Below are 13,093 nucleotides of genomic sequence, written 5' to 3'. Positions count from 1 at the left end.
GGCGAATTGAACGTCACGAATCAGGGAAGCAAGTGCGGGGGTCTGTTTCAAGAATTTCTTCTTGACCGTTGCACCGTGCTTTTGCTGTTCGGATTCGGGTAACGGCGAAGGATGTATTGGGGGTGACACGTGCGGAACCTTGTCGGGAACTGTGCTTCCGTGCGGCAAAAATGCGGAGAAAAACTATGGCTGGAATCGAGTTTTGGAGTCTCCGAGTCAATTGAAGCAAGAGCGCGAAAGCACTGAATGGAATGGGGCGTGAGGATTCGCCCAGAATTTCTCACTTGCCCTCTAACCCCTCTAGAATGCCCCAGGTTGAACGTAGACACGTCAATAGGTAAGTTAGCCATCCGAAAAAAGTTATGGGCCTTTACGGTCAAATTTCTTCTGACGCCTTGCAGCCCAACGGGTCATAAATCAATGTATGTCACCTTGAACCGCATTGTGCGGTCCCCCGTGTAAGGTCCATGCAGAGAAGGGTGAAGCGCCGTCTCGCGTCATAAGTACTTCCAGCATTTCCCGGTTCTGTTCGCTGATGTACGAGGACTGGGAAAAATTTCCCTGTGCGAACACCTCACTACAACTAAGTTAGCGAACGTCCTGCAATACTCTCCTGTGCTCCTTCTCGAACACCTGTGCCACCATCCGACTATTTGCAAATTTCTTTCTTTATACTCAACATGAGCGTTCAATGTTCTATATGAATACAACATCTTCACCATTGTGTTCATGCTCATTGCTCCATCTATGCAAATGTTTCTAGCAGTATATTATCAACAACATATTGAATAATAAATAACGAATGCGGATAAACTTTATTAAGAGGTATTGTACTACAAAGCTGTCTACGGCTACACAAGGTATTGTTGTTAATGTCCAAAATTTCGAGAAAAACACGCAAGAGCCTTGTACCCACTGTCTAAACTCCACTTCAGCAAGAGGTACCCGATTTTACAGCGCCGTTTGATGAACATGAAAAAGCCCCTCCGTCTCTGGATCAACGGAAGGGCTTGTAGTGTCTTCTTCAATTTTCAGCGGGTACTTGCTTCCGCTCTTCAGTCCTCCAAGAGCTTTGCGCCCAAGACGTCTGCAAGGACAACGCCCACGGCAAGGAAGAGAAGCGTATCCTCGCCCTTTCCTGCCGCCTTGAGGAAGTTCATGGATCCGAACCAGAACACGAATACAAGAAGACTGTTCACTACTCGACCGGCGGAACGTCCGAAGATCTTCGTCGATACGAAGCCGGTGAAAGCGAGAAAGAGTAACAACAAACTCCCGCCGTTGCCTGCAACGTGTTCTTCCATGTCAAACCACCGGGAGAGCGTGTGCCTTGCGAGCGAGTGCCGCCGCATTTTCCCTTTCGATAGATTCCCAAACAAGTTGCACCAAGAACATAAAGCTTCCCGTCTGTTCATACAGTCTGTCCACCGCTCTCCTGTATCGTCTCGTTCCCGGCCTCAGTGTACGAAGGTATTCAAGCGTTATAGGTGAATTCATCATCATAGATAAACCCCTCTCAGGTATGTTGTGGTGTTCGTAAGAACGCTCACTGGTGTTCGTAAGAACGCTCACTGGTGTTCGTAAGAACGCTCACTGGTGTTCGTAAGAACGCTCACTGGTGTTCGTAAGAACTCACTGATTGTTGGCGTCACCATATCGGATTGTCGTTCAAGGCGTCCTTCAGCGGCTTCAAGTCCACTCTCGGAACCGCCTTTACCATGACTTCCTTGTACAGTACGGCGACGTCTCCGACTTTTCCGTATTGATCGCTTGTGATATCGAACTTTCCCGCATGTCCTACCACGTGCTTGATGTCTCTCTCGGAAACGCGAAGGTCGTAGCACAGGGTTACGAAGGTGTGTCTGAAGCTGTGGAAGGTCTTCTTCCCCAACTTCGGATCATCTTGAATCCCGACCTTATCGAGATATCGACCAAACCACTTGCTGACAGTCGCACTATACTTCCCGCTTGATACGTTCTTTTCCAATTCCGGAAAGAGACGTGTCTGCTTGTCTCTCCTGAGCTTTTCGATGTACTCCAAGAACCCAAGGTCGTTCAAGATCGGCGACACGGGAATACATCTTTCAGACGCATCCGTTTTCACGTGCTTCTCTCCCTCTTCGTTCACGTCGAAGCAAAGCACTTCCTGAAGCTCAGGGAAGACACGCGAAGGGACTGTATGGATATCGTCAAGCTCAAGCTGACATATTTCCTCAATCCGCATTCCCGAACACAGCCCGATCAACGGAACCCAGAATCGCGCCGATTGTCCCTTGGCCTCTTTCAAGTACATCTCCGGGTTGAATATCTTGGTCAAGTCGTCCGGCGTGAAGATGGATTTATGTTCTGAAGCTCTTCGTCGTTCTTTCTTGAACGCCATAACCTTTTCCAGACCGTCAGCAACTGGGTATCCCCTGTCTCTCGCCCATTTGAGGAACCCGGCTATTTTGACGGCCCTGTTATGGAGCGTCTGCTTGCTCAGTCTTGCGGCTTCCGGGATTTCCATTTCCGACAACTCCCGTAACGTCATTCCGTCATACTTGCGCGTCTGCTTCCTGTTCTTCGGTATCCGAAGGAACCTTTCCCTTGCATCCCGCAAGTGTTCGGCGGCGAGCAACCCTATCGGCTTGTCTTCGACCATTTCAACGAATTCCCGAATCATCGGCTCATTGTCGCGTCTGGTGTGTTCGGTCCATTCGCCCAGTTGGAGCTTATCTTTCACCCAAGCATCAACGACAACGGAAAGAAGTTCGCTTTCGTTCTTGCCCTTCGTGTCGTCCGGTTGTACTGAATGTAGCGAAGACGCTACTGACGTTATGCCTTGCTCAGCGAGCGCGAGCTTGACGGCTTCAACGGTCGATCTCGGCGCTTCAAGCGCGTTCGTTGCGTACTCGTGCTGATATGCGCCGTCATTCCGGCGTTTGATTTCCTCATGGAGCGATATCGACGCCTTGATAAGTTCCCGGCAAAATTTCCGGAAAGATATGTCGTCCTTTTGCATGGTGATTCCATTGTCGACAAGGATTTCTTCGGCGAGTCCGGCAAATTTCCCGTAGTCGTCCGTCGCAAGGCGTTCCAAGGCGTCAGACTGCGCTTCCGTCAGGATTTCCGATTCTGCTTCCACGTCGTCAATCGTCCTCGGTCGTGGTCTTGTAAGCCGTCGTCGTTCGTCGTCTTCAAGCGCTTCGTTCATCCATTGCGTCACAAGGCGTCTGATTTCCTTATCGTCCATACCCTTGTACGTCCCTTTCTCGATATCGTCAAAGAGTCTCCCTATCACCAAAGCAAGCCGCTGTGCTCTTCTCCCCGCTTCCCTTTGATTGTTGGTCCTGAGCGAGCGTATAATTTCCGAGACACCAAGAACTTTACGCAAGCGTTCGGGAACCTTTAACCGGAAGTGGAGCATTCCACCCTTACGTCTGACGTAAAAGGACAAAAAAGAAGAGCCAACAACCACTGTATCCCCCTCTCTCTTGAGCTGCGTTTTCCCCCTTCGGTGGACCAGCCGGTGGACCCGTTGGTGGACCTGTTGAGGAAAAACGAGCTTTTGAGGCAGAAATACAGGTTATTGGCTCTTAAAAAACCCAGTGATTGCAACGGTTTGCAGGCTATTACTGGCGGAGGCGTGTGGGAATCGAACCCACCGAGGACGGTACGAACCGCCCCCCACCGGATTTGAAGTCCGGGGGCGACACCAGCCACCATTCGCCTCCACGCTAAGAAAGCATAGTATCATGCGATACGGCAGTCTGTCCAGATTGTCCAAACCTTCATCGCGTCTCGATATCTTTGGAAATGGCTCTTGCGGGCTCCGGCGATTCCATGAGCAAATCCCCCGAGACGATGTAGACACGCTCGTTGAAACGAATCGATGCCGCTCTGAAATGTGTGATTCCGGTCACCAGAGATGAAACATCGTGGAGCGTGTCGCGAAGAAGTTTATACTGTCCGACAAGAGGGACCCCGTAGTCGATGATTTTCTTCCCGTATCCCTTAATAGTGGACTCTTCGGGGATGGTCCTCAGATCTTCCCTTTCCCCGCGAAATACAAGGGTCGTAGAATAAATCGGGTGTGTGATCCTGACCTCGGCTTCATCAGTCGGTGGAAGCTCTTTTTCGAGATACATGATAAAGCTGCCGCTTTTGGTATCGTAGAAAACGCTGCCGCTTTTTCTTGCTTTCCGTTGTTTTCCTGTTAACTGAACGTCATTTCCAGAAACAGTCCAGACAGGTTTCCCCGAAAATACGACCGAGATGTCGAAGTCCATATCACGCGGCGTGAAATCATTCTGTCTTTCATGTCCCACGGTCCCTATGAGCCACTTTTGCGGGATCTGGATCGCAAGGACATCGTTTCTTCCCTTTCTATAATATGCATCGAAACGAATCGAAACGAAATCTTTCAGGACCTTGGCAAGCAAGGCAACGTCTTTCTGTCGTCCGAAACGCTCGAGGAGATCCTGATTCTTCAGGGTGTCGATACCGACGGCCTTGTCGAGCGCTTCCTCCAGAGCATCCGAAGCTTTCTTCGAAAGAACTGCGCCTGTTTTCACATTATCGAGAATCTGTCCGTTCAATTCTGTTTCGAGCCCGTTATCGATGTTTCGCTGCAAACACTCTATCGCGTTTTTTTTGTCGCCGATTCGAGCGTACGCAATGCCTGCGAAAAGGAAATTCTGCCACTCTGACGTACGGGAATTCTTCAGAACGATTTCGAGCAGCCTCCGAATTTCTTTCGCGTCATCCCAACCGATTATTCGGACAATGTTCATTGCCACGGACGCGGAAAAGGGGTCTTTCCGGAAGATCGGTCGCCGGTGTTCCTCGAAAGCACGAAAGGCACGAAGAGCATCGTCGCGTTTCCCGCAGCGGATTGAGGTATTTCCTAGAAAGTACCAGAAAGGAGGATATTCGACAAACTTGTCTGAAAGACGCGCCAGTCGCCTGTAGCGTTTCTCCATTTCTCCGTCCTTGACCGCTTCGATGAACTCCTCGATGTCCTCATTCGTAAGGCGATATCGGTCCGGAAGGGAGTACTTCTGCACGAGCTTCCACGACGATGCAAAGAGTTTTTTCTGAAGATCGTTCAACTTCTGGATGCGATCTTTGTCGAGTTCATATAGCTTGTCATCGTATTCTTTTTTGTATTCTTCCAGAGTGTTCTTATGGTCGAAATATGCGGATGTGGCGTTCAGGACGCCGTCGAGAAGCGCGATGCTCCCGTCCAGGCCGCCTGCGGCCGTTTTCGTCAGCGATTGCAGAATCGTTCGTTCGGTTCTTTTTGTATAGAATCGGATCGCCTTCGCTTTGGCGTCTTCGCGCAAAAGGCTTTCGGTTATAGCATCCATCAGTCCCTGGAAGAGAGAGATGAGCTCTTCATCCGCCCTGATTGCCGAGAAGTCGAGGTTGTTGATTATATCCTTGTACTCACGCTCGAGGAGCAGTCGATCGTTATAGGATACGATTTCCGCGACGGCAACGATGCAGGAATTCAAAGCCGCGAGCGTATGTTCGGGCGCAGCCGAAGCGGTATCGGATGCGGCAGACTCTCCTGCGAAAAGAAGGAACGCAAGAACGGCTGAAGAAAAAAGGCGACGCATCGTCATGGGCTTCACTCCTGCCTGTAACCGCAATTGCCGTTACTTCCGAGCGGAACGAAGGAATCCCGGATTATCTCGCCGCGTTCATCAACAAAAATCGTTGCGAAAAACGTCGTATCCCCGAAGATAAAGGGAGCGACCTTTACAAAGAAGGGGTTTATTCCAGGAATCTTTGATGACTCGTCGATCGAAACCCATACCAGGCTTCCTTCATTGCTCGGGTGTAGCTCACCATGAAATCCGTGCGCGTCACAATAAACCGCAACCACTTCTTTTCCGTTTTCTCCCTGAACAATATGCGCGATTCCGCGAGTCCTCACTCCATCAAGAAACAAACCGGTTTCTTCACGTACTTCCCGGGAACATGCCTCGATGAAAGATTCTCCGCGTTCTTTCTTTCCACCCGGGACCGTGAGTGTCCCCTTGTAGGGGTCATTTCCCCTGCGAATCAACAATACGTTGCCATCTTTGATGACAAAGCAGAAAACGATACCTGAGAGGTACGAATGCGACGTGTTCGTGTGAATCGGCTTCCTTCCTTTTCGTCAATTGGTGAGAGAAAGCATCTTCGTTTTTCCGAGAAAATCCCTCGGGGTAGCCGAAAAAAGCGCTTCGGCATCGACATAGTGCCCCAGAAGCGAGAGCCCGAAGTGAAGGTGAGGTCCCGTTGCGCGACCGCTCATTCCTGATTTCCCAATGACCGCTCCTTTTTCGACCTTCTGTCCCTCACGCACGAATATTTCCGAGAGATGGTAATAATACGTCACCACTCCCTGCCCGGAATCAATGCAAACGGATGTTCCGGAAAAATACAGATTTCCGGTCAGGACGACGCGTCCTGAGAGCGCTGCCAGAACGGGTGTTCCAGCCGGCGCACGAAAATCGATTCCCGCGTGTGGACTTTTCGGTATCCCGTTGAGAATGCGTCGTCGTCCGTATGTACTGCTGGTGCTTCCGGAGACGGGGCGCGTCATGGGAAGATCCCAGAAACCATACGGGGACACGGTTTCACGGACCCGCTGCACCATTCGCTGCTCTTTCAGGATACGTTTCAGGACGGTTTTCGGAGGAGAGACCATCGCGTCCGGAAGCGTCAGTCGATCCTCTTCGTATTGTCTGTGAATGATCGATATGAGCACTTGTTTCGTGTCGATCCGATCATTGGTCGCCAGAGAGATTTCGAGCGGATATTTCCCGGGCCGAACCGTTTTCACGTACGTCCCGAGGAGCAGACGTGCGTAAAAACCGTCACCGGAAGGTATGAAATGAAATGGAACCGACGTGCCGAACCATGTCGCCGTCGCGCCCTTCGGCTCTTCGGTCGCCGTGATCTCAACAAGAAAAGGTTGCCCGACTTCCACCGTTTCGGGAAAGAAAAAATAGGGCCGCCCCGTGGCAAAGGCTGTTCCTGAAAAGACGACGGAAAGAAAAAACAAGGCGCCGAATGCACCTCTGCGGAAAAACGGATTCATGAGTCGGACGGGAAACGCTCGAGGACTACGGGAAGGGGTTTTCCTCTCTCGTCGATACGAACGCAGTGTTCGAGGTATCGAAGGGTTTCGTCGCGTCGAGTTGTGTCGGAGTAATGAACTTCAAGAAGCGGTTCTCCCGCTGAGACTTCGTCACCGCATTTTTTCAAAAGCAGAACACCGACCGAGAGGTCTATCGAATCTTCCAGACTCATTCGTCCCCCTCCGAGTCGCCTGACCGATTCTCCGATCGCGCGCGTATCGAACCCGGAAACGACGCCGCTTCTCGCAGCCCGGACGATATTGATGTCGGGGGCTATCCGTACTCCGGACGCACCATTTTCGCAGATGCGCGGATCTCCGCTCTGAGCCTCGACCATTCTCAGAAAAACGACCAGGGCATCTCCCGATTCCAGTGCACGGCGCGCCTTTCTTATCCCTTCCTCCGAAGATGGAACAACCCCGGAGGCGAACGCCATTTCACCTGCGGCGGTAACGCAGAGTTCCGTCACATCTGAAGGGCCGTTATTCTCGAGTGTTCTGACCGCTTCCACAACCTCCATCGCGTTTCCGACGGCAAATCCGAGAGGCTGGTCCATGCCCGTAATCAGTGCAACTGCCCTTTTGCCATTCGCCCGCGAAATTTCGACGAGGGTTTCCGCAAGACGTCGCGCCGATTCTCGCGTCTCCATCAGGGCTCCGTTCCCTGTCTTCACGTCATAGACAAACCCCTTCGCGCCGCCTGCAAGTTTCTTGCTGACGATGCTGCTCGCGATCAACGGCAGCGAGGGGACGGTACCGGTGACGTCGCGAAGCGAGTAGAGCACTTTCTCTGCGGGCGCGAGTTCCGCAGTGTGGCCCGTAATCGCGCATCCGATCGATTCGATCTGTTTCAGAAAACGTTCGACGGAAAGATGTGTCCGAAATCCTGGTATCGCCTCGAGTTTGTCGATCGTTCCTCCCGTAAACCCCAGACCGCGTCCGGCCATTTTCGAGACGCGAACCCCAAGGGCTGCGGCCAGGGGGACCGCTACGAGCGTTGTCTTGTCGCCTACCCCACCCGTGCTGTGTTTGTCCGCCGTCGGCCATTCATCGGGAAATCGGAGAGTTTCTCCGGAGTTCGCGAGGGCCAGCGTCAGCAAAGAGAGTTCGGAAGGCGCGAATCCGCGTATGAACGCGGCCATGAGCCACGCGGCGACCTGATAGTCGGGAATGCCTCCTCCCGCGAGTCCTTCTGCGAACGACCGGAGGGAGTCGGCATCGTGGGATCCTCCGTCACGTTTCGCCTCGATAAAATCCAGAATGTCGAAGGACATGTCTCAGAGCACTCCGACAGCGCGGGAAAGAATCGCCTCAAGTCTCGAGGCGACGTGTTTCATCGAATCGAGGACTTCTTCTTCGGTCAACGTCTCTCCGGTTATTCCCGCGGCATAATTCGAAACGCACGAAAGCGCACAGACGCGAATTCCGACGGCATTGGCGACGATTGCCTCCGGGACTGTCGACATCCCGACGAGATCAGCACCCATGACACGCGCCATTCGGATCTCCGCCGGGGTCTCGTACGAAGGTCCGGCAAAGGCCATATACACGCCATCCTTCATCCTGATTCCTTCCGACTCCGCGCAACGTTTAACGATTTCACCGAGCCCCGCGTCATATACGTGGGTCATATCCGGAAAACGCTTCGCGCCGTTGACGGTATCCTGTCCCGTGAGCGGGTTGCTCCCGGTGAAATTGATGTGATCCGAGACGCATACGATCTCACCCGGTTCGAGAGACAGATTGACGCTTCCGGAAGCGTTCGTCAGAAAGAGGATGCTTACGCCGATGGCTTTCATGACCTGGACGGGAAACGTGACTTCCTTTTGGGAATACCCCTCGTATCCATGAACCCGTCCCTGCATGCAGACAACACATTTCCCCCGAATCGTCCCGGTGACGAGCCTTCCGGAATGTCCCGGAGCCGTCGAACGCGGCCAGTTGGGAATCTCGGCATAGGGGATGGCCAGAGAAGGATCGATAGAATCCGCAACCGCGCCGAGACCGGAACCGAGAACAATTCCGATGTCGGGACGCACTCCGATTTTCGACTCCAGCCATGATGAGGCGTTTTCAACCTTCTCCCTGTAGCTTTCCATGTACGGTCACCTCGTCTCCTCAAGCTCTCGGATGAGTTGTATCATAAATATCCCGAAGTTCAACGTCAAAATGCACATACTTTTCCGTGGTAGCTATCGACGCGTGACCGAGCATTTCCTGAAGAGTCCGCAGATCCATTCCGCGCCTGAGAAGATGCGTCGCGAGCGAATGACGGAGAATGTGAGGATAGAGCCTGGATGACGAGATCCCCGCTTTTTTTCCCCGGCGCCGGATGATTCTCCAAACGTCTTCCCGTCGCAGCTGGTTTCCTGAACGGGAAAGAAAGAATTCCTTTCTTTTTTTCACATCAAGAAAAGGACGGGATCGCTCCAGATAATCGTTCATCCTTCGGAAAATCTCTTCCGTGAAGGGGACGGAACGCTCCTTGTCTCCCTTGCCGAGAATTCGCAACACCCGACTCTCTCCGTCTATATCGATGAGCCGAAGTGAACAGAGCTCGCCGGCGCGAAGTCCGCACCCGTATGCCGTTTCGAGAAGAGCCCGGTCTCTGAGGTCGAGAAAAGGCGAAGCGGACCCCGAGCAGGCTTCCATGATTCTGACGACCTCGCCCTCACCGAGAATATGAGGCAAATGCCGACCGATGGACGGAAGCGCGGGAAGACGGACTCCGCCATCGATGATCCCCTCGAGCGTGAGAAAATTCATCCACGTCCGTATCGACGCGATTGCCCGTTGCTGGCTCGACGCGGCTTTGCCTTTTTCGGAAAGTGATCGCTGGAAACGGAGAAGAAGATTTTCGTCCGGCGGTATCGGTTCGCGGTGCATGGTTTCACAGAACCGGAACCATGCAGTTATATCGGAACAATAGGCTTTCGCCGTGTTCTCGCTCAATCCCCGTTCGAAAAGAAGAAAAGCCCTGAAAGGCGACATTCTTTCATCCATGGCGCAATGAAGAAAGGAGGGGGCGAATTGCCCCCTCCTACAAAGTATTCAGGAGCCAGCAAAGGGCGGAAAATGTTTTTCCGTCGAGGATTTCGCCGTGGCGGAGCATTTCCGGAATACGCGAAACCGGGACTCGGACGGTTTCGATGAACTCGTCGTCGTCCGCCTCAAGCCGCGAAGGCGTAAGGTTTCTCGCAACGAACAGCACGAGAAGTTCCGTGCTGAAACCCGGAGAGGAGTACAGACGCGCAACTTCCGACAACTCGCCCTTGAAGCCGACCTCCTCCTGAAGTTCTCTCTGGGCAGCCTCGAGAAAGTCCTCGTTCTCCTCGACGATTCCGGCGGGAACCTCGAGCAGGAATTCTCCCGCAGCGTACCGGTACTGACGGATCAGAAGCACCTCTCCATCGTTGACGAGCGGAACGACGCATACCGCCGGCCGATGCTCGACAACTTCACGGATCGTACGCTTTCCCGAAGGAAGCCGCACGGAATCGACTCGGAGGTTGAGTATTTTTCCGCGGTATACGGTGGTATTGGAAAGAGGTGTTTCTTCTCCTGTCATCGTCATTATCCCTTTTTTTGTCCCTGAACGATGCTCTTTCCCTGGGAAAACGCTTCGAGATTCATCGGGAGGAACTTGGGCTTTTTCGTCCCGAGTTTATCCTTTATGGTCTCGATGCAGGCATCTTCCTTGACGAGATCGGATGCTCCCACGACAGCCCCGAGACCTACGATGTTGGCCACCTTGTCGCTGCCGAGCTTCTCAGCGGTCGAATTCATCGGAACGGCGAGAACGGTGACATCGGTCCTCGGGCGATCGTATTTCACGAGATCGCTGTTGTAGATCAGGATGCCGCCGGGCTTCGCGGAGTGCTCGAACTTCGTGAGGGACGGCTGGTTCATGATCACGACGACATCGGCTTCGGAAACAACGGGCGAAGCGATCTCGTCTTCACTCAGAATGACCCCGCAATTCGCGGTGCCGCCGCGCATCTCCGGACCATACGAGGGAATCCACGTGACGTGAAGCCCCTGGGTAATTCCCGTATAGGCAACGAGTTGTCCGAGAACCATTACTCCCTGTCCGCCGAATCCCGCCGCAAGTAGTGTTCTGTAAAAGGGAGCCATCGTTCCAGCCTCCTACTCGAAGTCCTTGTAGACGCCCAGCGGATAATAGGGCATCATGGACGAAATCGTCCAGTCGAATGCTTCGACCGGGCGGAGCCCCCAGTTTGTCGGACACGACGAAAGAACTTCGACAAGCGAAAACCCCTTGCCGTCGACCTGGTTCCGGAAGGCCTTCTTAATCGCCTGCTTCGCCTTGATGATGTACTTCGGCTGAGCTACACTGACACGCTCGATGTATCCGGGAGACGCCAGGGAGCTCAGAAGTTCACATATGCGAATCGGATACCCGTTCACCTTCGCGTCGCGCCCGAGCGGGCATGTCGTCGCCTTCTGGCCGATAAGGGTCGTCGGAGCCATCTGACCTCCGGTCATTCCGTAGATCGCGTTGTTGATGAAGACCACGGTGATGTTTTCGTTTCTGTTTGCAGCGTGGATGATTTCGGCCATTCCGATCGACGCGAGATCGCCGTCGCCCTGATACGTGAACACAACCCTGTCGGGACGGACGCGTTTCAGTCCGGTCGCGGTCGCAGGCGCACGCCCATGAGCCGCCTCGCAGAAATCTACGTCAATATAGTTGTACATCAGCGCCGCGCATCCGACTGGCGCAACTCCGATCGTCCTGTCCTGAATCCCGAGCTCATCGATGACTTCACAGACGAGTCGATGTGCGATCCCGTGTCCGCAGCCGGGACAATAATGCGAGAAGACGTTCGGCATCCAGGATTTCGGCCGTTCGTAAACCTTGACTTCCTTCATCACAGACACCCCTTCCGCTAACCCAGGATCTTCAGGCATGCGTCCTCGATTTCCTTCACAGAGGGAGACATGCCGCCGGAACGCCCGTAGAAAGAAACGGGATACGCGCACTTGGTCGCGATCTTGACGTCGTCGATCATCTGGCCGCAGTTCATCTCGACGACGAGAATCCCCTTCGCTGATTTCGGAATGGCCTCGTATGCGCTGTAGGGGAACGGCCAGAGTGAAATCGGGCGAACCATTCCGACCCTGTATCCCTTGCTCCTCAGGTTCGTCAGAGCGGAGCGGGCGATACGCGCAGTGGTCCCATACGCCGAGATGACGAGATCGGCATCATCGACCATCACATTCTCCGAACGTCGCTCGCTATCCACGATGACGGCGTATTTCTTCTGGAGATTCCTGTTGTGCTCCTCGAGTTCCTCGGGAGCCAGATAGAGACTCTTCAGATGGCTTCTCTTGCCGCCCCGTTCAGGCATGTAGCCGAGCGCCCACGTGGTGTTGTCCGGAAGGCCTTCGGTATGATGCGGTTTTATCTCGACCGCTTCCATCATCTGCCCCATAAACCCGTCCGCGAGGACCATCGTCAGAATACGATACTTCTGAGAAAGATCGAACGCGAGCTGCGTGAGGTCGACAGCCTCCTGCAACGTACTCGGCGCAAGGACGATGACATTGTAGTCACCGTTACCGCCGCCTTTCGTCGCCTGAAGATAGTCGGCCTGTGAGGGGAGGATGCTTCCGAGTCCGGGGCCGCCGCGCATAACGTTGACCACGACTGCGGGAATCTCCGACCCGGCGATGTACGTGATTCCTTCGGACATCAGGGAAATTCCGGGACTCGAGGACGTCGTCATAACGCGGTATCCGGTCGCTCCGCCGCCGAGGACCATGTTGATCGCGGCGACTTCGCTCTCCGCCTGGACGAATTGTCCGCCGATCTCGGGCAAATGCGCGGACATGTACTCCGGAATTTCGTTCTGCGGGGTTATCGGGTATCCGAAGAAAAATCTGCACCCGGCCTGGATAGCAGCTTCAGCAATCGCTTCTGTTCCCTTCATGAGTACGCGGGCCATAAATGTCACCTCC

At 53.6% G+C, this 13,093-nt stretch carries 11 protein-coding genes, 1 tRNA gene and 1 pseudogene; all 13 read right to left on the bottom strand.

Going from position 1 to position 13,093, the window contains the following annotated elements; all coding sequences use genetic code 11:
• Positions 1-1,055: 1,055 nt before the first annotated feature.
• The 13 genes and pseudogenes from ACZ5IU_RS15345 to vorB all read right to left on the bottom strand — a co-directional run bounded on the left by ACZ5IU_RS15345 (position 1,056) and on the right by vorB (position 13,080).
• Positions 1,056-1,304 carry a hypothetical protein gene (locus tag ACZ5IU_RS15345; RefSeq protein ID WP_464418864.1) on the bottom strand — a complete coding sequence of 83 codons (249 nt, stop codon included), beginning with the start codon at positions 1,302-1,304 and terminating at the stop codon, positions 1,056-1,058.
• Between the two features lie 344 nt (positions 1,305-1,648).
• Positions 1,649-3,457 (bottom strand): DUF6538 domain-containing protein, encoded by a 1,809-nt coding sequence (locus tag ACZ5IU_RS15340; protein WP_464418862.1) that lies wholly within the window; start codon positions 3,455-3,457, stop codon positions 1,649-1,651.
• A 158-nt stretch (positions 3,458-3,615) separates the two neighbouring features.
• A tRNA-Sec gene (locus ACZ5IU_RS15335) sits at positions 3,616-3,713 on the bottom strand.
• A gap of 57 nt (positions 3,714-3,770) precedes the next feature.
• Complete coding sequence (locus tag ACZ5IU_RS15330; RefSeq protein WP_464418860.1) at positions 3,771-5,090, bottom strand: tetratricopeptide repeat protein; 1,320 nt, start codon at positions 5,088-5,090, stop codon at positions 3,771-3,773.
• Positions 5,091-5,611: 521 nt separating this feature from the next.
• Entirely contained in the window at positions 5,612-6,055 is a 444-nt protein-coding gene (locus ACZ5IU_RS15325; RefSeq protein ID WP_464418858.1) for an NUDIX domain-containing protein, read from the bottom strand.
• Between the two features lie 90 nt (positions 6,056-6,145).
• On the bottom strand, positions 6,146-7,036 hold the full coding sequence (locus ACZ5IU_RS15320) for a M23 family metallopeptidase (RefSeq protein ID WP_464418856.1): 891 nt from the start codon (positions 7,034-7,036) through the stop codon (positions 6,146-6,148).
• Positions 7,037-7,146: 110 nt separating this feature from the next.
• Positions 7,147-8,385 (bottom strand): annotated as a pseudogene (locus ACZ5IU_RS15315) (thymidine phosphorylase); the annotation flags it as partial.
• A gap of 3 nt (positions 8,386-8,388) precedes the next feature.
• The gene (locus tag ACZ5IU_RS15310) at positions 8,389-9,210 is read right to left on the bottom strand and encodes a purine-nucleoside phosphorylase (protein ID WP_464418854.1); all 822 of its coding nucleotides are present in this window, start codon (positions 9,208-9,210) and stop codon (positions 8,389-8,391) included.
• 19 nt (positions 9,211-9,229) lie between these two features.
• Complete coding sequence (locus ACZ5IU_RS15305; RefSeq protein WP_464418852.1) at positions 9,230-10,102, bottom strand: tyrosine-type recombinase/integrase; 873 nt, start codon at positions 10,100-10,102, stop codon at positions 9,230-9,232.
• A 49-nt stretch (positions 10,103-10,151) separates the two neighbouring features.
• Positions 10,152-10,604 (bottom strand): NUDIX hydrolase, encoded by a 453-nt coding sequence (locus tag ACZ5IU_RS15300; protein ID WP_464418850.1) that lies wholly within the window; start codon positions 10,602-10,604, stop codon positions 10,152-10,154.
• Positions 10,605-10,684: 80 nt separating this feature from the next.
• Positions 10,685-11,245, bottom strand: a complete 561-nt coding sequence (locus ACZ5IU_RS15295; RefSeq protein WP_464418848.1) for a 2-oxoacid:acceptor oxidoreductase family protein — start codon at positions 11,243-11,245, stop codon at positions 10,685-10,687.
• A 12-nt stretch (positions 11,246-11,257) separates the two neighbouring features.
• Positions 11,258-12,004: a thiamine pyrophosphate-dependent enzyme gene (locus tag ACZ5IU_RS15290; RefSeq protein WP_464418846.1), complete on the bottom strand. Its 747-nt coding sequence runs from the start codon at positions 12,002-12,004 to the stop codon at positions 11,258-11,260.
• A gap of 17 nt (positions 12,005-12,021) precedes the next feature.
• Positions 12,022-13,080, bottom strand: a complete 1,059-nt coding sequence (gene vorB, locus ACZ5IU_RS15285) for a 3-methyl-2-oxobutanoate dehydrogenase subunit VorB (protein WP_464418844.1) — start codon at positions 13,078-13,080, stop codon at positions 12,022-12,024.
• Between the last annotated feature and the right edge of the window lie 13 nt (positions 13,081-13,093).

The sequence above is a fragment of the Lactivibrio alcoholicus genome (genome assembly GCF_055390895.1).
Note: the sequence above shows the minus strand (reverse complement) of the source record. Positions and strands in the feature narration are given on the sequence as shown.